Source organism: Streptomyces gossypii (genome assembly GCF_025165795.1).
GTDB lineage: Bacteria > Actinomycetota > Actinomycetes > Streptomycetales > Streptomycetaceae > Streptomyces > Streptomyces gossypii.
Genome location: NZ_JAJAGO010000001.1, coordinates 490,430 through 508,040, shown reverse-complemented (window position 1 = coordinate 508,040; position 17,611 = coordinate 490,430). Strand labels below are relative to the sequence as shown.

The 17,611-nt window shown below is 69.6% G+C and carries 19 protein-coding genes; 6 read left to right on the top strand and 13 right to left on the bottom strand.

Annotated elements, in window-relative coordinates; all coding sequences use genetic code 11:
* Positions 1-21: 21 nt before the first annotated feature.
* The 6 genes from LHJ74_RS02355 to LHJ74_RS02330 all read right to left on the bottom strand — a co-directional run bounded on the left by LHJ74_RS02355 (position 22) and on the right by LHJ74_RS02330 (position 7,350).
* The gene (locus LHJ74_RS02355) at positions 22-1,809 is read right to left on the bottom strand and encodes an ABC transporter ATP-binding protein (RefSeq protein WP_260215714.1); all 1,788 of its coding nucleotides are present in this window, start codon (positions 1,807-1,809) and stop codon (positions 22-24) included.
* Positions 1,810-1,811: 2 nt separating this feature from the next.
* Entirely contained in the window at positions 1,812-2,864 is a 1,053-nt protein-coding gene (locus LHJ74_RS02350; RefSeq protein ID WP_260215712.1) for an iron-siderophore ABC transporter substrate-binding protein, read from the bottom strand.
* Between the two features lie 90 nt (positions 2,865-2,954).
* Positions 2,955-3,815, bottom strand: a complete 861-nt coding sequence (locus LHJ74_RS02345; protein WP_260215711.1) for an ABC transporter ATP-binding protein — start codon at positions 3,813-3,815, stop codon at positions 2,955-2,957.
* 39 nt (positions 3,816-3,854) lie between these two features.
* On the bottom strand, positions 3,855-4,919 hold the full coding sequence (locus tag LHJ74_RS02340; protein ID WP_260215710.1) for a FecCD family ABC transporter permease: 1,065 nt from the start codon (positions 4,917-4,919) through the stop codon (positions 3,855-3,857).
* Positions 4,916-5,974, bottom strand: coding sequence for a FecCD family ABC transporter permease (locus LHJ74_RS02335; RefSeq protein WP_260215709.1), 1,059 nt, complete (start codon positions 5,972-5,974; stop codon positions 4,916-4,918). The genes LHJ74_RS02340 and LHJ74_RS02335 overlap by 4 nt, the downstream gene beginning before the upstream one ends.
* A gap of 11 nt (positions 5,975-5,985) precedes the next feature.
* Positions 5,986-7,350 carry a lysine N(6)-hydroxylase/L-ornithine N(5)-oxygenase family protein gene (locus tag LHJ74_RS02330; RefSeq protein ID WP_260215708.1) on the bottom strand — a complete coding sequence of 455 codons (1,365 nt, stop codon included), beginning with the start codon at positions 7,348-7,350 and terminating at the stop codon, positions 5,986-5,988.
* Positions 7,351-7,600: 250 nt separating this feature from the next.
* Here LHJ74_RS02330 and LHJ74_RS02325 point away from each other — a divergent pair, with 250 nt between their 5' ends.
* On the top strand, positions 7,601-8,548 hold the full coding sequence (locus LHJ74_RS02325; RefSeq protein ID WP_260215707.1) for a methionyl-tRNA formyltransferase: 948 nt from the start codon (positions 7,601-7,603) through the stop codon (positions 8,546-8,548).
* A gap of 12 nt (positions 8,549-8,560) precedes the next feature.
* On the opposite strand, the gene LHJ74_RS02320 is transcribed toward LHJ74_RS02325, so the two are convergent.
* The 4 genes from LHJ74_RS02320 to LHJ74_RS02305 all read right to left on the bottom strand — a co-directional run bounded on the left by LHJ74_RS02320 (position 8,561) and on the right by LHJ74_RS02305 (position 12,082).
* The gene (locus LHJ74_RS02320) at positions 8,561-9,292 is read right to left on the bottom strand and encodes a response regulator (RefSeq protein ID WP_260215706.1); all 732 of its coding nucleotides are present in this window, start codon (positions 9,290-9,292) and stop codon (positions 8,561-8,563) included.
* On the bottom strand, positions 9,289-10,446 hold the full coding sequence (locus LHJ74_RS02315; protein WP_260215705.1) for a sensor histidine kinase: 1,158 nt from the start codon (positions 10,444-10,446) through the stop codon (positions 9,289-9,291). The genes LHJ74_RS02320 and LHJ74_RS02315 overlap by 4 nt, the downstream gene beginning before the upstream one ends.
* Before the next feature lie 76 nt (positions 10,447-10,522).
* Positions 10,523-11,242 (bottom strand): hypothetical protein, encoded by a 720-nt coding sequence (locus LHJ74_RS02310; protein ID WP_260215703.1) that lies wholly within the window; start codon positions 11,240-11,242, stop codon positions 10,523-10,525.
* Positions 11,243-11,542: 300 nt separating this feature from the next.
* Entirely contained in the window at positions 11,543-12,082 is a 540-nt protein-coding gene (locus LHJ74_RS02305; protein ID WP_260215702.1) for a TetR/AcrR family transcriptional regulator, read from the bottom strand.
* Positions 12,083-12,231: 149 nt separating this feature from the next.
* On the opposite strand from LHJ74_RS02305, the gene LHJ74_RS02300 reads away from it, so the two are divergent.
* Together LHJ74_RS02300 and LHJ74_RS02295 are read left to right on the top strand one after the other, a co-directional pair.
* A complete protein-coding gene (locus LHJ74_RS02300) occupies positions 12,232-12,645 on the top strand; it encodes a PPOX class F420-dependent oxidoreductase (protein ID WP_260215701.1) in 414 nt (137 codons plus the stop codon).
* 29 nt (positions 12,646-12,674) lie between these two features.
* Complete coding sequence (locus LHJ74_RS02295; RefSeq protein WP_260215698.1) at positions 12,675-13,520, top strand: SDR family NAD(P)-dependent oxidoreductase; 846 nt, start codon at positions 12,675-12,677, stop codon at positions 13,518-13,520.
* A gap of 280 nt (positions 13,521-13,800) precedes the next feature.
* Here the strand turns inward: LHJ74_RS02295 and LHJ74_RS02290 are convergent, their stop codons facing one another.
* Together LHJ74_RS02290 and LHJ74_RS02285 are read right to left on the bottom strand one after the other, a co-directional pair.
* Positions 13,801-14,373: a GNAT family N-acetyltransferase gene (locus LHJ74_RS02290; protein WP_260215697.1), complete on the bottom strand. Its 573-nt coding sequence runs from the start codon at positions 14,371-14,373 to the stop codon at positions 13,801-13,803.
* Between the two features lie 59 nt (positions 14,374-14,432).
* The gene (locus tag LHJ74_RS02285) at positions 14,433-15,035 is read right to left on the bottom strand and encodes a TetR/AcrR family transcriptional regulator (RefSeq protein ID WP_260215696.1); all 603 of its coding nucleotides are present in this window, start codon (positions 15,033-15,035) and stop codon (positions 14,433-14,435) included.
* A gap of 88 nt (positions 15,036-15,123) precedes the next feature.
* Between LHJ74_RS02285 and LHJ74_RS02280 the strand changes: the two genes are divergently transcribed.
* Together LHJ74_RS02280 and LHJ74_RS02275 are read left to right on the top strand one after the other, a co-directional pair.
* Positions 15,124-15,906 (top strand): MBL fold metallo-hydrolase, encoded by a 783-nt coding sequence (locus LHJ74_RS02280; protein ID WP_260215694.1) that lies wholly within the window; start codon positions 15,124-15,126, stop codon positions 15,904-15,906.
* 36 nt (positions 15,907-15,942) lie between these two features.
* Positions 15,943-16,113, top strand: a complete 171-nt coding sequence (locus LHJ74_RS02275) for a hypothetical protein (RefSeq protein WP_260215693.1) — start codon at positions 15,943-15,945, stop codon at positions 16,111-16,113.
* A gap of 115 nt (positions 16,114-16,228) precedes the next feature.
* Here the strand turns inward: LHJ74_RS02275 and LHJ74_RS02270 are convergent, their stop codons facing one another.
* Positions 16,229-16,789, bottom strand: a complete 561-nt coding sequence (locus LHJ74_RS02270; RefSeq protein ID WP_260215691.1) for a TetR/AcrR family transcriptional regulator — start codon at positions 16,787-16,789, stop codon at positions 16,229-16,231.
* Positions 16,790-16,866: 77 nt separating this feature from the next.
* Between LHJ74_RS02270 and LHJ74_RS02265 the strand changes: the two genes are divergently transcribed.
* Complete coding sequence (locus LHJ74_RS02265; protein ID WP_260215943.1) at positions 16,867-17,574, top strand: alpha/beta hydrolase; 708 nt, start codon at positions 16,867-16,869, stop codon at positions 17,572-17,574.
* Positions 17,575-17,611: the final 37 nt, after the last annotated feature.

Sequence of the window (17,611 nt, the reverse complement as noted above, 5' to 3'; positions counted from 1 at the left end):
TTAGGATTACCTAACTACTACCTAGCTACTCTCCCGCCAGGCCCGCCACAGCCGCGCATACCTGCCCCCCAGAGCCACCAACTCCTCGTGGCTTCCCTGCTCCACCACACGCCCCGCGTCCAGTACGGCGATCCGGTCCGCCGTCATCGCCTGGGTCAGCCGGTGCGCCACGAACAACGTGGTCCGGCCCGCGCACGCGGCCAGCACGGCCCGTTCCAGCTCGGCGGCGCCCTCACTGCCCGCCTCCGCCGTCGACTCGTCGAGCACCACCACCGGCGAGCGGGCCAACACCAGCCGGGCCAGGGCGATCTGGGCGACCCTGGTCACGTCCAGACGCTCGCCGCCCTCGCCGACCATGGTGTTCAGCCCCTCGGGCAGCGCGTCGACCCACCCGGAAGCGCCGACCGTGCGCAACGCCTCCGCCAGCTCGGCATCGCCCGCCTCCGGCGCGGCCAGCCGCAGATCGTCGGCGAGCGGCCCGGAGAACACGTGCGTCTCCTGCGTCAGGATGCTCACCAACGCCCGCGCCCCGGCCTCGTCCAGACCGGCGAGGTCGTGCGGCCCCACACGCACCGACCCGGACTGCGGTGACCCGATGCCCGCGATCAGCGCGGCCAGCGTCGACTTGCCCGCGCCCGTCGCCCCCACCAGAGCGAGCGAGCCGCCGGCCGGGATCGTCAGGCTGACCTCCCGGAGGACGGGCTCCTCGGCGTCGGGATAGCTGAACGTCAGCCCCTCCACCCGCACCGGGTACGGCCCCGCGTCCGCCGGGGCGACAGACGCGTCCCCCACCAGTCTGTCCTCCGCAGCCTCCCCCAGCACCCCGACGAGCCGCGTCAGGCTCGCGCCCGACTTCTGCGCCTCGTCGAAGGTGAACATGATGGCGCCCAGCGGGGTGAACAGCCGGTGGAACATCAGCGGGGCCGCCGACACCTCGCCCAGGCTGGCGGCGTCGGCCTCCAGCAGGGCGTACCCGGCCACGAGGATCAGGACGAGGCCGATGAACTCGGCGCGGTTCTCCCGGCCGACGAACCGGCCGAAGAACCGGAAGACCTCGATGCCGAGTTCGCGCACCCGCCACGACTCGCTGGTGACCTTCTCGCGGAAGGCGCCCTCAAGGCGGTACGCACGGACCGTGTCGATCCCGTTCAGGCCACTGATCAACGCCTGCGCACGGTCGGCCTGCGCCACCCGCTGCTTCCGGTAGAGCGGCGCGGACCGGGGGAGATACCAGCGCAGTGCCAGGGCGTACGCGGGCAGCGCGCCGGCGCCCGCCAGACCGAGCCGCCAGTCCAGTCCGAACATGCCGACGGTCGCGATGGCGACCAGCACCCCCGCCGAGAACACGGTGGGGACGGCTGTGCGGATGCCCTTGGACAGCACGGCCACATCGTCACCGACCCGGGACAGCACGTCTCCCCGGCCGGCCTGCTCGATCCGCGCGCTCGGCATTCCCAGCACCGCCCGTACCGCGCCTTCGCGCAGCCGCGCGAGCAGATCCGCGCCCAGCCGCCCGATCAGGTAGGTCGACACCGCGGTGGCCACCGCGCCGAGCAGCGCGGCAGCCACCATCAACACCCCGACCGTGACCAGGATCGAGCGGGACCCGCCCTCGGCCACCCCGTCGACAACCCGGCCGAGCAGGAGCACCGGGAGCACCTGGAGCGCCGCCCCGGCCACCGTGGTGAGCACGGTGGCGACCGTCAGCCAGGGCATCTCGCGGCAGTGCGCCGCGATCCATCGGTTGGCCTGGCCTCCGGTCGCCGTGCGCAGAGTCGCCGGGGCGGCGCGCGTCTCGGGCGTGCCCACACCTACTCGGCCGACTTGACGAGCTCGTCGATGGCGTACGGCAGGGACAGCAGGGTGCCCTGGGACATGGCCGCGCCGACTGCCGGGCCCTCACTGTCCAGCAGGTACGACACGTTGCCCTTCTTCACGGCGTCCAGGTTGGTGAACAGCTTGAACTTCTTCAGCGCTTCCGTGTCCGCCTTGTCGTTGATGACGAAGATGCGGTCGACGTCGACCAGGTCGATGCGCTCGGGGGAGAGTTCGGTGGAGAAGCTGCCTTCCGCGACCTTGTCGATCTCGGTCTGGTACGTGAAGCCGATGCCCGTCAGCAGCCGTCCGCGCACGTCGGTGGAGGTGAACGGCGCAACCGAGTCCTCGTACCAGGACAACGCCACGGCGGTCTGGTCCGCGAACTCCGGGTGCGCCTTCTTGGCCGCCTTGAGCTTGCTCTCGATGCCCCGCACCAGCTTGGTGCCCTCTTCCTCCTTGCCCAGCGCCTTGGCGATGTGGACCGCGTTGTCCTGCCACGGCGCGCTGAAGGGCTCCTTCTCGGCCTTGGTACGGCCCACCGTCGGAGCTATCTTGGAGAGCTTGTCGAAGGCTGCCTTGTCGATCTCGGAGTAGACCGCGACGATCAGGTCCGGCCGCAGGGCGGCGATCTTCTCGTAGTTCGGGCCCGAGTCGCCGTTCTTCATGATGACCTCGGGGCGGGTGTCGCCCCACTTGTCCTTCACCCAGGGCCACTGGGTGTTGATGTCGGGGGACTTGCCCGCCGGGTTCGGATACTGGTCGACCATGCCGACCGGCTTGGTGCCCAGCGCCAGCATGGCCTGGTCGTCCGTGTAGCCGACGGAGACGACCCGCTTGGGCGCCTTGGTGACCTCCGTGGATCCGAACGCATGCTCCACGGTGACCGGGAATGCGCCGCCCGCGGCGGCGGGGGCGTCGTCGCCCGGCGCATCCTCCGCCGAGTCGGAGCCGCAGCCCACGAGGAGGCCGACGCCGAGCGTCGCGGCGGACAGGACCGCCGCCAGGCGCCGCCAGGGCTTCACGAGTGTCGTTCGATGGAGGAGCATGCCAGATCCCTTGCTTTCGCACCGTCCGCTGCACCCTGTGTCAGGGCGGACGAACCGTATCGCGCTGAAGTGAGGCTAGCCTAGCCTAACTTAGCTCTTGCTCGGGCCCAGCTGGCCGAGCCGGACGTGAGTGCGGCCGATGGGGACGATGAGCGGCCGGTCGCCCACCGGGTCGTCGATCACCTTGGCCTGCAGTCCGAACGCCTCGTGCAGCAACTCGGCGGTGATCACGTCGCGCGGGTGGCCCTGCGCCTGGATCGCACCCTCCCGCATCACGATGAGGTTGTCGCTGTAGCGCGTGGCCAGATTGAGGTCGTGCAGCACCATGACCACCGTGCACCCCGACTCGTGCAGGTCGTCGACCAGGTCGAGCACGTCGATCGCGTGCGCCAGGTCGAGGTAGGTGGTCGGCTCGTCCAGCAGCAGCAGATCGGTTCCCTGAGCCAGGGTCATCGAGATCCAGACGCGCTGACGCTGCCCGCCGGACAAGGAGTCGACCGGGCGGTCGGCCAGCTCGGAGACCCCGGTCATCGCCAGTGCGCGCTCCACGACGGCGGCGTCGTCCGACGACCACTGCCGCAGCCAACTCTGGTGCGGATGGCGGCCCCTGGCGACCAGGTCGGAGACCGTCAGCCCTTCCGGGGCGACCGGCGCCTGCGGCAGCAGCCCGAGTTTCTTCGCCACATCCCTCGTTCTGAGCTTGACGATGTCCTCGCCGTCCAGGACGACCGACCCCTTGACCGGCTTGAGCAGTCGCGTCAGGGTGCGCAACAGGGTGGACTTCCCGCAGCCGTTGGGGCCGATGATCGTGGTGATCACCCCCGGCGGGATCGCTACGTGGAGGTCATCGATGACCGTCCGGCCGCCGTACCCGACCGTGACGCCCCTGGCTGCCAGCCGAGCGGCGTCATCGACCCCGGACCCGATCTCCGTGATGCACTGCGCGGTCACAAGTCCCCCTTTATTTAGGCTTGCCTAACCTTTCTATCATCATCTGCGGTTCGCCCGTACCAGCAGATAGACGAGGAAGGGGCCGCCGATCGCGGCGGTGACCACGCCCACCGGGAGAGAGACCGGCAGCATCGTGCGCGCCGTCAGGTCCGAGCCGATCAGCAGCAACGCTCCCACCAGGCCGGAGGCCACCATCGGCGGCGTCGGGTACCTGGTCAGACGCATCGCCACCTGTGGAGCCACCAGTGCGACGAACGGGACCGGGCCCGCCGCGCCCACCGCCACCGCGGCCAGCAGGACCGCGCACAGCAGCAGGAGCGCCCGCACCCTCGAATACCGGACGCCCAGGCCCGCGGCGACCTCGTCTCCGAGGTGCATCGGCTTGAACTGGAACGCGGCACAGGCCACGACGGCCAAGAGGACGAGCGAGCACCAGAGCGCCACCCGGACTTCGTCCCACGAGCGGTTGTCCAGTGAGCCGACCAACCAGGTCTGGGCCCGGGCCACGTCGTTGATGTCTGCCCTGACCAGCAGCCAGGTCGTGATCGCCTCCATCACGGCGCTCACCGAGATGCCGATGAGGATGAGCCGGAAGCCGTCGATCCCGCGCCGCCACGCCAGGAAGTAGACGAGCAGTCCCGTGCCGAGACCGCCCGCGACCGCCGCCGCGGACAGGCCCACGGTGCTGACGACTGCCGTGGCGGTCCCGCCCGACACCGTCACCAGGAACACGGCGACCGCACCGGCACCCCCGGTGATCCCCAGAATGTCCGGGCTGGCCAGCGGATTGCGCGCGACGGACTGAGTGATGGCCCCGGACACTCCCAGCGCGATCCCCACGACGAGCCCGGCCAGGGCACGCGGCATCCGCAGATCCATCACCACGAACTCGTCGACCTGCTCGCCCCGGCCGAAGATCGTGGCGATCACCCGGGACAGACCGATGGGGAAGTCCCCGATGCTGATGGACAGGCAGAAGACCAGGAAGGTCGCCGCCGCCAGCAGCAGCGTGACGCACACGATCCAGGGCCGCCATACGAACGACACGTGGCCGCCCAGCCGGACACCCGGCGCCACCGATGGCTTCACCTCTGCCCCGTTCATGTGTTCTTGAACTTTCCTCGCCACAGCAGAGCCACGAAGAACGGGGCGCCGAGAAGGGCGACGACGATACCCGCGTCCAACTCGCCCGGCCGCACCACCAGACGCCCCACGATGTCGCAGACCAGGAGGACGACGGCTCCGAGCAGACCGGCGTACGGCACCAGCCAGCGGTAGTCCGCACCGGTCAGATACCGGGCCACATGGGCCACCATCAGCCCGAGGAACGCGATGGGGCCGCACGCCGCGGTCGCCGCGCCCGCCAGCAGGGTGATGGCGAGGATGCCGACGGTCCGGCTCAGCGCGAGGTTGACACCCAGCCCCCGCGCCACGTCGTCACCGAGGTTGAGCAGGTTGAGGGCGGGGAGCGTGGTCAGCGCCAGCACCAGCCCGGCCGCGATGAACGCGGTAACCGGCCAGATGACGTCGAACCCGACACCCGCAACGGAGCCCGAGTTCCAGAACCGCAGCGCGTTCAGCGACTTCTGGTCCGACAGTGCGACCGCCATGGTCATCGCCCCGAGGAACACCGTGATCCCCTGCCCGGCCAGTGCGAGCGTCAGCGGGTTGCCCGCCCCCCGGCCGATGCTCGCCAGCCCGAAGACGACGACACCGGCGACCGCCGCTCCCAGGAGGGCGAACCAGACGTACTGGAACGGGTTGGACAACCCGAACACGGCGATCACCGACACCACGGCGAACGAGGCGCCGGCGTTCACCCCCAGCAGGCCCGTATCGGCGATGGGATTGCGCGTGTACCCCTGGATCAGCGCACCGCCGACCCCCAGGGCGACGCCCGCCACGACAGCGAGCACCGTCCGGGGCACCCGCACGGTCCGCACGATGAGCCTGATCTCGGTGAGCCGCTGATCGGCGTCCGGCGCCGCGAACAGCCCGTGCCACACCTCGGCGGGGCTCAGCGCACGCGCGCCGACAGCCAGCGACACCGCCCCGGCCAGCACGAGGACCACCACGAGCGTGCCCAAACCCACGACCCGCCGCCGACGGGCGTCCGTGGTGCCCCTGGGCGCGGGGCGGTCAACTGCAGTCGTGCACATGTCGACGTACGTTATCCCTTTGATGTGCCGGGGATGCCGGTGCCGTCGGCGACCGCCCGGGCCGCGTCGGGAGCCGGCTTGAGGCCACGGTCGAGGAGCGAGCCGAGGATCTCGCCGACCCTGGTCGCGGTGTTGGACAGCAGGGAGGAGGTGATGCCGTGCGTGTGCTCCGTGCCGCCCTGCAGGTAGATGCCGCAGTGCAGGCCGGGGTCCGTCACGAGGCGGTAGTCGCGCTCGACGCGGACGCGTCCCAACTCGTCGCGGAGGCAGCGGTCCGCGACCTCGCCGAGGAGGCCCAGGGGGTCGGCGGGGCGGTAACCGGTGGCGAAGACCACGACGTCCGCGTCCAGGGGAGTCTCCTCACCGGTGACGAGGGACTTCACGGTGGCATGCACCGTCTCCGGCGTCTCCTTGACGTCGGTGAGCCGGGAGACGTTGAGGAAGCGCAGCCGCTCGGTGCCGTGGACCTTCTCCTGGTACGTCTGCCGGTACAGGTCGTCGATCAAGTCGATGTCCACGACGGAGTAGTTGGTGTTGCCGTGGTAGTCCATCAGCCGGCGCTTGACGTCCTCGGGCGCGGCGAAGTATTCATCGACCGCCCCGGGGTCGAAGATCCGGTTGGCGAAGCTGCTGTCGTCGGAGGGGCTGTAGCCGTAGCGGGAGAAGACCGCGCAGATCTCGGCCCGGGGGAAGCGGCGGTGCAGATAGGCGACGTTCTCGGCGGCGCTCTGCCCGGCGCCCACGACGATGAACCGGGAGGGCGAGGTGCCCTCCAACGCGTCGACCTTCGCCAGGAGTTCGGAGTTGTGCCAGATGCGGTCGCTGCGCTCCATGCCGTCCGGCATGAGGGGACGCAGCCCGGTGCTGATGACGAGGTTGCGGGCCCGGTGGACCGAGAGGCCCTCTCCCGAGCGGACCGTCACCTCCAGGTGCTCCACGGCTCCGTCACGGACGGCAGGCACGACGCCGACGACTTCGTGTCCGTAGGAGACCATGTCCTCGACCTTGGCCGCGGCCCATTCAAGGTAGTCGTGGAACTCCGCGCGCAGCGGGAAGAGGTTCTTGTGGTTGATGAAGTCGATCAGCCGTCCCGCGCTCTTCAGATAGCAGAGGAAGCTGAACTCACTGGCCGGATTGCGGAGCGTCACCAGGTCCTTGAGAAAGGACACCTGCATGGTCGCGTCATCGATCAGCATGCCTCGGTGCCAGCCGAAGCGCGGCTGCTGCTCGAAGAAGTGAGCGGTGACTGCTTCCTGTGCGCCGACGCGCGCGGTGTGCTCGCGCAGCGCGATCGCCATGGCCACATTGGAGGGGCCGAAGCCGATGCCAAGGAGGTCGCGGACCGGTGATGCGTCGCCAGGAAGAACCTGTGACATGTCACTCCCATCGTGCGGGCAAGCCGCCTGTCAGGCGTGGGGGAAGTACGAGAGGCGGGCACGCCGGCGAGGCGGCGGCCTGTTCGAACTTAGGTTAGCCTAAGCTAATCACGCAGGGCTGTCGACCGTGCAGAACGGGCCAGCCGGGCGGCGCTGTCCGTCAGTCGGGCCGTCCGGGGCGATCATTGCGAACATAGGTAAGCCTTGCTTTACTTGCCGCCGATCCATCCCTGCCCTGAGGAGGAACCCCATGCGGGTCGCCATGTTCGGTTACCAGACCTGGGGGCACCGGACCCTGCAAGCTCTCCTGGACTCAGAGCACGACGTGGTACTCGTCGTGACGCACCCCAAGAGCGAGCACGCGTACGAGAAGATCTGGAGCGACTCCGTCGCCGACCTCGCCGAACAGCACGGCGTACCGGTGCTCATCCGCAACCGCCCCGACGACGACGAGCTGTTCGAACGCCTCAAGGAGGCCGACCCGGACATCCTCGTGGCCAACAACTGGCGGACATGGATACCTCCGCGCATCTTCGGCCTCCCGCGCCACGGCACGCTGAACGTGCACGACTCGCTGCTGCCGAAGTACGCCGGCTTCTCCCCGCTGATCTGGGCCCTGATCAACGGCGAGCCCGAAGTGGGCGTCACCGCCCACATGATGAACGACGAACTCGACGCCGGCGACATCGTCCGGCAGGAGGCGGTTCCCGTGGGACCGGCGGACACCGCCACCGACCTCTTCCACAAGACCGTCGACCTCATCGCCCCGGTCACCACCGGCGCCCTCGGCCTCATCGCCGCCGGGCAGACGGAGTTCACCCAGCAGGACCGCTCCCAGGCAAGCTTCTTCCACAAGCGGTCCGCCGAGGACATCCGTATCGACTGGGGCTGGCCGGCCGAGGACCTCGACCGGCTGGTCCGCGCGCAGTCCGAGCCGTACCCCAGTGCCTACACCTTCCACAAGGGCAGGCGACTCGAAGTCCTCGCCGCCGTGGTGTCCCAGAACCGCTACGGCGGCACACCCGGCCGCATCTTCTACCGCGAGGGCGACGCCGTGGTGATCGTCGCCGGAGCCGACGCCCGCACCGGCCGCAACCACGGCCTGGCCGTCACACGCGTACGGACCGAGGACGGCCGGGAGATGCCCGCGGGGGAGTACTTCACCTCCATGGGCGGCTATCTGACCAGCCGCCCCTGACGGGTCCGGTGGTCAGCCCAGGAGCCCCGCCGCGCCGGGCCGACGGTCGCCCACCAGGCCGGTTTCGTAGGCGACGATCACCAGTTGAGCACGATCGCGCGCATGGAGCTTGGCCAGCAGCCGCCCGACATGGGTTTTGACCGTGGCCATACTCAGCTGCAAGTGCTCCGCAAGTTCCGTGTTCGAGTGGCCACGCGCGATCAGCCCCAGGACCTCCAGCTCACGGTCCGTGACCCCGTCGAAGGCACGGACCGGAGGCCGGCCGGGCTCCGGCCTCCGGGTGAACTCGGCGATCAGGCGACGGGTGACCGAGGGAGCAAGGAGGCAGTCACCTGAGGCGACGACGCCGATGGCGCCCAGAACCTCCGAAGGCGGAGCGTCTTTGAGGAGGAAACCCGCAGCGCCCGCGCGGAGTGCGGCGTAGACGTATTCGTCAAGGTCGAACGTGGTCAGGATGAGGACCCGTACGCCAGCCGTCTCGGGGTCGGCGCAGATGCGGCGGGTGGCTTCGATGCCGTCAAGGCCGGGCATGCGGATATCCATCAGCACGACATCCGGCTGTTCACGACGGGCGAGTTCGACCGCCTCGATTCCGGTCGCGGCCTCACCGACGGCCTTCAGCCCGGGGGTGTGGTCGACGAGCACACGGAAGCTGCCGCGGACCATCGCCTGGTCGTCGGCGATGACCACCCGGGTGGTAACGGGAACCGTGGCAGCTGCTGCCGGCCATGCCGGTTCGGTCATGACACGCTCTCCTCCGCGATCGGCAGCCGCACGGAGACCGCGAAGCCGCCCTCCGGACGGGGCCCGGCCGTGAAGCCGCCGCCATACATCAGTGCCCGCTCCCGCATGCCCATCAGGCCATGCCCGCCGGGGAGTTCCGCAGCCCGGCAGCGGGGGCCTGCCGTTCGCCCCTCATCGACGACATCGATGGCTACCGCTCTGCCGTCCGCCACGATGGTGACCCGGCACCGCGTGGGGGCCGCATGTCGGACCACGTTGGTCAGGGCCTCCTGTGCTATCCGGTACACCGTCAGCTGCGTGCTCTCCGCGAGGGGCCGCAGACCGCGGAGCGTCAGGTCCACGTCGACCCCGGCCCGCCGCGCATCCTGCGCGAGCTGCTCAAGGCCGTCGCCGCCCGGGACCGGACCCAGTGGTGCTCCCTCCCGCAGTACGCCGAGGGTACGGCGCATGTCCGTCAGCGCGGACCTGCTTGTCTCCTCGATGACCCCGAGTGCCGTCCGGGCCTCCTGCGGATCGGCCTCGGCCACATGCGCGGCGACTCCCGCCCGCACGGCGATCAGGCTGAGGTTGTGCGACACGATGTCGTGCAGCTCGCGGGCGATGCGCAGCCGCTCCTCGGTCAACGTCTGCTCGGCCCGGTGCTGTTCCCTCCGGCGCTGCTCGGCGCGGCGGGACCGCACGAGGAAGCCGGCTGTCCAGGAGACGCCGACGACCAGCACCACGACGGCCACCAGGCCGGCTGAATCCTGCCGGCTCCCGCCGGGTGTGATCACGGCGTCGCCGACGTAGACCCCGCAGGCCGCCGCCGGCAGGGCGGCGGCGAGGGCAGGTACCGAGCGGCGGGATGGTTCGGCCAGCGCCACCAGATAGGCGGCCAGCCCCGCTGCGGCGTACGGCTCCCGGGTGAGGTCGAGAAGCGAGGCGGCGGTGAGGGCCGCCAGGACGATTCCCAGTACGGGCAACGGCCACCGGCGGCGGAACGCGACGGGCAGGCCGACGGCGGCGGCGATGATCCATGCGAGCCAGGCCGGACCGGAGTAGACAGGCTGCCCATCGGCTGCCGACATCCGCGCGAAACCGGCGTAGACCACGCTCAGAGTGACTGCCAGCGCCCCATCGATGGCGCGGAGATGGCGCCCGAGGCGGCGGTTCATCCGGTCTCCTTCGTGGATACCCCCCCGCTTCAGCTGGGGGAGTAGTCAAGGCATGACCGTACCGGTGCAGACCCACTCAGCCTGCCTGACCCAGCAGGAACATGAGCCCCACCGCCGTCAGCGTCACCGGAACCCATCGCAGCACCGCAGCACGGCTGGGACGCGGACCTTCGCGCAACAGGCGGACACCCAGGGGGAGCATGGCGAGCGCCAACCCGACGAGGGCCACCAGTGACAGGGGAGTGGTGCCCTTCAGCACGCCCAGCGGCAGGATCGCCATCAGCCCGAGGGCGGACGCACGGACGGGACCGAGGACCCGGGTGCGCCACGCGCCGAGCGCGAGCACGAGCCACCCGGCCAGGATGGCGAGGTTCAGCGTGGAGAAGACCTGAAAGGCGCCGTAGGTGTCGGACACGGCCCGGGTGGCGGCTGCGGGGCCCTCGGCATCGGCCAGCCGGAAGGCCATATGGTCCGCCCCGGCGTGGAACGCGCGGGCGAAGAGTCCCGACATCGCGAGAAGCCCGCCCCACAGACCCCAGCCGGGGCTGCGGGCGCCGATGCGGGCGGCGAGCAGGGCCACGGCGGGCCAGAGCAGCAGGTTCCCCACCGCGAAGAGGGTGTGGGAGGTGGCCATCAGGCCGGGATGCCGGTCGTACGCGGTGAGCTGAGCGGGATAGAAGAAGTCGAAACGGGATCGCAGCAAGGCTCCGGCCAGCATCAGCAGCGGGCCCAGGACCATGGTGACGCCGCCCGCCCAGCGGCCGGGGAACGCGTCCATGCGCTCCACGCGGAGCATGCGACGGAAGCTGTCCAGGGCGGTCAGAGAGGCAGACACGGTAGCGCTGGCGGGCACTGGTGAGGAGTCAGGGGCGGTTGTCCGTGGTGGGAGGGTCATGACTCGACTGTGGCCCGGAAGCCTTGCCCAGGGCGTCGGACCAGGGCCTGGTCTCCGGCGTCAGACCTGGGTATGACCACGGCCTGGCCTGTCTCCCGGTGCCGGTCCTGGGCGCCTGCCGCGCCGGACGGATATCCGTGCGAAACGGCAGCCCGCGGACGCGATCGACCACCTGGGGTGGCGGGGCGCGGCTTGGCCGTGTCAGGTGGAGCTGGGTCCCGTGAACAGGGACTGGGCCACCATGTCGGCTCCCTGTGCGGGCGTCAGCTCCGGCATCTCGTGTGAAGCGATGGTGGTGAGATGGACCAGCAGGGACCGGGCCCAGCGGTCCGGGAGGCCGGGGCGGACGAACCCTTCGCGCACCGCGCGGGCCATGAAGGCGTCGAGCTGCTCGATCAGCCGGCCGAGGCGGGCGGCCGCCGCTTCGTCCTGTACCTGCCGCACGTCCACCGGCCATCGCCTGCTGACGGTGATGATGCCCTCCGCGTACCGGTGCAGTGCCACGACCACGGGCGCCTTGTCCAGCCGGGCCTGGGAGAGGACTTCCTCGCAGGCGTCGAGCTTGGCCACGTGGACGGCGGCCATCAGGTCCTCGCGGGTTTTGAAGCGGCGGTAGACGGTGCGGCGGTCGACGCCCGCCGCCTGGGCGATTGCCGCGATGCTCGTACGAGGATCCTGCGCGAGCAGGCGTGCTCCGGTCTGCAGGACCGCGTCCAGGTTGCGTGCCGCATCAGCTCTCATCGTGTGCGGAGCATACGCAGGAGTGGGACTGACGGGCCAGAAACTACCTCATCACTATTGCCTTTCCTTGATTAACTGTCACATAGTTGTGGCAGTTGATCTGTCTGGCGCATCCGTCGTCGCGCCGTTCCTCAATCCAGGAGTCATGCGTGAGCCCGGTCCACATGTCCGAGAAGTTGAAAGACGCCCTCGATGGCCAGGTCTTCGTCACCGTGGCGACCCTCCAGCCCGACGGCAGCCCGCACCAGTCGGTGGTCTGGGTGGGGCGAGACGGCGACGACCTGTTCTTCGTGACCGGCGTCGACAAGCTCAAAATCCGCAATCTGCGGCGCGACCCGCGCCTGAGCGTGACAGTCAACCCGCCCGACGAGCCCTACGGTTACGCGGTCATCAGCGGCACCGCGCGGTTCGAGAGCGCGGGCAGCCGGGAGCGGATGGACCAACTGGCCGTCAAGTACACCGGCAAGACCTACGCCGAACACCACCCGGAGTCGTATGCCACCCTCCCCGAGCTGGTCACCGTGCACGTCGGCCCCGAGAAGATCGCGGCGCGGTTCCTGTGAGCCCGGATGAGCAGCGAAGGAGCACAACGATGAAGACCTATGTCGTCACCGGTGGCACGGACGGCATCGGCAGGGCTCTCGCCCTCGAATACCTGGAAAGGGGGCAGGAGGTGATAGTCGTCGGGCGCAGCGCCGAGAAGGGCGAGGCGTGGTTCGATGCCGCGCGCCACCATGACGCGGCCGGGCGGGCGCACTTCGTGCAGGCCGATCTGAGTCTGGTGTCCGAGACCAGAGCGGCGATCGACGCTATCCGGTCCGTCTGCGCGAAAATCGACGCCCTGGTGCTGTGCGCCCGGCACTTCCGGACCACCCGCCTGGTCACTGCCGAAGGCCTCGAGAACACCTTCGCGCACTTCTACCTGAGCCGCTTCGTACTGAGCCACGAGCTGGCCGGTCTGCTCGAAGCAGCGGACACCCCGGTCATCCTCAACGTCGCCGGGCCCGGCGGCGGAGGGAAAATCTACTGGGAGGACCTGCAGCTTGCACGGGAGTACGACGGCCAACGGGCGCTCGCACAAGGAGGACGGCTCAACGACCTGCTCGGCGTCGGCTTCGCGGACAGTCGGCCAGAGACGACAGTGCGGTACGTACTGCTCAATCCGGGAACGGTCGACACCAGTTTCTCCGGGCAGTACACCCCCGAGGTCATGGCACAGATCGAAGCTGTACGCCGATCCGCCCAGCCGGTCGAGGAGGCCATAGCGCCGATCCTCACGCTGCTGGACGCCCCGCCAGCCGCGTTGCTCAGCGCCGTTGTGCGGGGAGAGCCGCTCAGCCCGCACGGGCCCGCGTTCGCGATCGAGGAAGCCCGGCGACTGCACGAGCACACGGAGAAGCTGCTTGCTGCCGGTGCACCGCCACACCACCGCGCGTAGCAGGCGGCGGCGTCATCGGTGCTGCTCTGACCACGTATCTAGCGCGCAATCATGAGCGGCGCCACTTGCGCCTCCTGGCTCGACCGGAGCACACCCGCACTCTCGCTCAGCACCTTGGATCCGCCCCCTAGCACTCCAGTCGCAAGGACTTCAGGCGCCGCCAGCAGACGAGCGCGCATCCGAGGGTGAGGAAGGCTTCGTGGATGCCGTCGCGTATCACGCTTGCCGCGCACCGGGTTCTGCCCCGGTCGACAGGGCTTCGTCCCGTCTGGCGCCCCCTCTAACGCCCGGATGTGCGAACCGTCGACGGCCGCCACTCTCGCCTGAGCAATCCGAACACCCACGAGTCGGATACCTCGCCGTTCACGACGCAGTCTTCCCGCAACGTCCCTTCCCGCACGAACCCGTTCTTCTCCAGGACCCGGGCAGATGCCACGTTGCGCGTATCGGCCTCGGCTTGGACTCGGTTCAGGTCCAGTGTGTCGAATGCCCACTGCAGCAAGGCGTTCACGGCCTCCGTCGCGTAGCCGTGGCCCCACATCGCATCGTCGAGGCAGTAGCCCAGCGACGCGCTGCGGTAGTCCGGATTCCATTCGGTCAGACCGCACCAGCCGACGAAGGCCCCGTCAGAAGCACGGTCGATGGCCACCCGTGCCCCGGTGCCTTCGTCCGCCATCTTCCGGCAAGTCGCGAGGAAGCGCTCGGCGCGGGCCCGTTCGTTCCACGGCGGGGAGTCCCAGTAGCGCAGCACGTAGGTGCTGCTGTGCAGCGCGAAGAGGGGGTCCGCGTCGGTGTCGGTGAAGGGTCGCAGTCGCAGGCGAGCGGTGTGCAGTATGGGGGTGGCCAAAGTCATGCGTACTATCTTGCCTCGTCATGAGATCGTGCTCGGCCAGTGCCCGTTCTGGCGTGCGGTCAGGACTGGTCCAAGGCCCGTTCGATCGCGCGGCGGGCCCGGCCCGCGGCCGCCCGCTCGTGCTGGAGCTGCATGGCCGCGTTCAGCGCCAGCCCGGCAGCGATGATCTCGAACAGTGCCTGGTCGATGTCGAACCCGGTGGGCAGTTCGCCGTTCTCCACCGCCGCGGTCAGGTCCGCCCGCAGCTGTTCCCGCCAGCGCGACCACACCTCGGCCACCGCGTCGCGGACCCGGCCGGGGCGGCCGTCGTACTCGGTGAGCGCCGCGGTCATCAGGCAGCCGCCGGGCAGCAGTGGCGCTTCCAGGTAGCCCACGGAGTTGGCGCACACCGCGCGCAGCCGCCGCAGGCCCGGGGGCTCGGTCAGTGCGGGCTCGACCACTCGGTGCCAGAAGTCCACGAACGCCTTGTCCAGAGTGGAGATCTGCAGCGTCTCCTTGGTGCCGAAGTGCTTGTGCACCCCGGACTTGCTCATTTCCAGCTCCCCGGCGAGCCGGCCGATGGTGATGCCGTCCAGTCCTTCCTCGGAGGCGATCTCGGCGGCACGGCCGAGGATCCGGCCCCTGGTGGCCTGCGCTTCGGCTGCTGAGCGTCGTGGTGACATGTGACGAGGATAGCGTACGTGCGTTCGCTATTGATTTAGTGAACGGTCGTACGCTAACGTTCGCAATCACCGAGCGAAGGAGTGCGCGATGCGGGTGCGACGACTGGGCTGGGCCGGACTGGAGATCGAGGCGGGCGCCAAGCGGCTGGTGATCGACTACGTGCGGGACCTCTCGCCGCTGTTCACGGGGTGGAAGCCCGGCGTGGGGCTGGCGGCGCCGAGCGGGAAGGTCACCGCCGCACTGGTCACCCACCTGCACCGGGACCACGCCGACGCGTCCGCGCTCGCGGACGCGCTGACACCGGGGGCGTCGGTGCTGCGGCCGGCGCCCGGTCACGGCGACGACGTGGACAACGTGACGACGCTGCTGGCCGAGCGCGAGCTGGCCCTGCACCGGCTGGCTGCCGAGGTCGTGGATGTCTGGTCCACCCGCGAAGTCGGGCCGTTCCGCGTCACCGCGGTCCCCTCCGTCGACGGTCTGGGTGACCCGCAGGTGAACTGGGTGGTGCAGGCCGACGGGCAGCGGGTCTTCCACGGCGGCGACACGATGTTCCACGGCTACTGGTGGCTCATCGCGCGCCGGTTCAGCCCGTTCGACGCGGTGTTCCTGCCCGCCAACGGCGCGGTGGTCGACGCACCGCACCTCCAGCCGCCGAGCCCGCTGCCCGCCGCGCTGGACCCGAGGCAGGCCGCCGCGGCCGCGGAGATCCTCGACGCCCGGTACGCGGTGCCGATGCACTACGAGACGGAGCAGCCGGACAAGATCGCGGGCTACGTCGAGGTCCCCGACCCGGAGAAGGACTTCCGCACGCACGCCGGACGGCGCGCACACGTGCTGGCCGTCGGGGAATGGCTGGACCTGGCCACATGACCGGAAGCCCGCCATGCCAACGGCCAACGCCCGACCATGGCCAGGACCGCCGCAGCCCTCCGGCTCCTCTTCCGTGAACACTGGAGCGACCACTCGGCAACCTCCCACCAGAACCTCGACGATCTCCTGGTCGGGAGTCTGTCGAGCCATGTCCACCCGGGTTTCCCCGAGTACTGCGGGGACTCCACCTCGCGAGGCCGCGGCTGATCGAAGTCCACCGCTCCGCGCTGCCCGGCAACACCGCGGCCGACCCGGTTACCACTCCCCAAAAGAGCAAAACAGGCATAAGCTCACATAGCGCCTTCCAGGGCCAGGTAGACCGTCAGGCGCGCTCTCGGGCGCTGTCGATAGTGCTGAGAAAGTCATGGAATGCCTGGTGCGTGCGCGGGACATCGCCGGTCGCGTCCAGGTCCATGAGGAGGCCGCGGATGACGGCGAGCACGACGGTGGCCAGCTCGGGTCGACCGAGGCTGTGCATGCCGGCCTCGAGGGGTGCGAGCCAGTCGGTGGTCGCGGTCCTCCGAAATCCGGGCCAGAGGGGTTCTCCGGCGGTGTCGTGCAGCCGGCTGAACATGCGGAGGTAGGGCGCGCCTTCCGGCCCGGAGATCGCGGACCAGGCGCGGGCAAGGGTGATCGGGTAGGGCTCGTCAGGTCGCAGGCATATCAGGTCGGTGAAGGCCTGGAGCTGGCGCTGCCGGGCCTGTCCGAGGATCTCGCGGAGCAGTCCGTCACGGGTCCCGAAGTGGTAGATCAGCATTCGGCTCGAGGTGCCCGCGGCGGTGGCCAACGGCTCGAGCCGGTCGGGGAGCCCGTGCTCGAGCGAGTAGTCGGTGCACGCGACGAGAAGCCGCTGCCTGATCTGCGGTTGCCGCTGCCTGCCCATGGCGTCACTTTTTCACGTAACAACCAGTACGTCTAATATCGCTCCACAGGCGAATGAAGGAAGACGAGGAGGTCATGATGAGGGTCGTTTTCGTGCACGGGGCATGCGTCAGGGACGGATCGTGGTGGTGGCACCGGACTGGCGAGCTGCTGGCCGAGCGGGGTGTCGCCAGCGAGTCGCCTGCCCTGCCGAGTTGCGGCGAGACGGGTGGGCCGACGGGCGCGGGAGGACCCGGGCTGGCCGAGGATGTCGCCGCGGTCCGGCACGTACTGACTGCGAACGACGAGCCGACCGTCGTGGTCGCCCACAGCTACGGCGGGATCGTCACCGCGGAGGCAGCCGCGGGCATTGACGCCGTGCACCACCTGCTGCTCGTGTCGAGCTACCTGCCCGAGGTCGGGCAGAGCCTCTCCTCGTTCGGCGGTGAGGAGCCGGCCCCGTTTCTCGACATCGACCCCGAGGCCGGCACCTTCACCGTCCGGCCCGACGCTCTGGCCGAGACGTTCCTCCAGGACTGCGATCCGGAGATCCAGCGACGGGCCGCGGACAAGACGGCCCGGCAGAGCCTGGCGGTCCTCGAGCAGCCGGTGGAAGCAGCGGCGTGGCGGCATGTGCCCTCGACGTACCTCGTCTGCGCCCAGGACAGGGGCACCCCCGCCCAGCTGCAACGCGAGTACGCCCGCAGGGCGGGCAGCATCGTGGAACTCGACGCCGGCCATCACCCGTTTCTCTCCCAGCCAGCGGCTGTGAGTGAATTGATCCTCGTCCGAAGTGGTCTCAGCTGAGCTGGTGGGCGACACCTGGAGCGTGACCGGGCGGCGC

Coding starts and splice junctions, on each gene's coding strand:
- LHJ74_RS02350 (WP_260215712.1), bottom strand. CDS start 2,864: ATGCTCCTCCATCGAACGACACTCGTGAAGCCCTGGCGGCGCCTGGCG.
- LHJ74_RS02340 (WP_260215710.1), bottom strand. CDS start 4,919: ATGAACGGGGCAGAGGTGAAGCCATCGGTGGCGCCGGGTGTCCGGCTG.
- LHJ74_RS02335 (WP_260215709.1), bottom strand. CDS start 5,974: ATGTGCACGACTGCAGTTGACCGCCCCGCGCCCAGGGGCACCACGGAC.
- LHJ74_RS02330 (WP_260215708.1), bottom strand. CDS start 7,350: ATGTCACAGGTTCTTCCTGGCGACGCATCACCGGTCCGCGACCTCCTT.
- LHJ74_RS02325 (WP_260215707.1), top strand. CDS start 7,601: ATGCGGGTCGCCATGTTCGGTTACCAGACCTGGGGGCACCGGACCCTG.
- LHJ74_RS02320 (WP_260215706.1), bottom strand. CDS start 9,292: ATGACCGAACCGGCATGGCCGGCAGCAGCTGCCACGGTTCCCGTTACC.
- LHJ74_RS02315 (WP_260215705.1), bottom strand. CDS start 10,446: ATGAACCGCCGCCTCGGGCGCCATCTCCGCGCCATCGATGGGGCGCTG.
- LHJ74_RS02310 (WP_260215703.1), bottom strand. CDS start 11,242: ATGCTCCGCGTGGAGCGCATGGACGCGTTCCCCGGCCGCTGGGCGGGC.
- LHJ74_RS02305 (WP_260215702.1), bottom strand. CDS start 12,082: ATGAGAGCTGATGCGGCACGCAACCTGGACGCGGTCCTGCAGACCGGA.
- LHJ74_RS02295 (WP_260215698.1), top strand. CDS start 12,675: ATGAAGACCTATGTCGTCACCGGTGGCACGGACGGCATCGGCAGGGCT.
- LHJ74_RS02290 (WP_260215697.1), bottom strand. CDS start 14,373: ATGACTTTGGCCACCCCCATACTGCACACCGCTCGCCTGCGACTGCGA.
- LHJ74_RS02285 (WP_260215696.1), bottom strand. CDS start 15,035: ATGTCACCACGACGCTCAGCAGCCGAAGCGCAGGCCACCAGGGGCCGG.
- LHJ74_RS02280 (WP_260215694.1), top strand. CDS start 15,124: ATGCGGGTGCGACGACTGGGCTGGGCCGGACTGGAGATCGAGGCGGGC.
- LHJ74_RS02275 (WP_260215693.1), top strand. CDS start 15,943: ATGGCCAGGACCGCCGCAGCCCTCCGGCTCCTCTTCCGTGAACACTGG.
- LHJ74_RS02270 (WP_260215691.1), bottom strand. CDS start 16,789: ATGGGCAGGCAGCGGCAACCGCAGATCAGGCAGCGGCTTCTCGTCGCG.
- LHJ74_RS02265 (WP_260215943.1), top strand. CDS start 16,867: ATGAGGGTCGTTTTCGTGCACGGGGCATGCGTCAGGGACGGATCGTGG.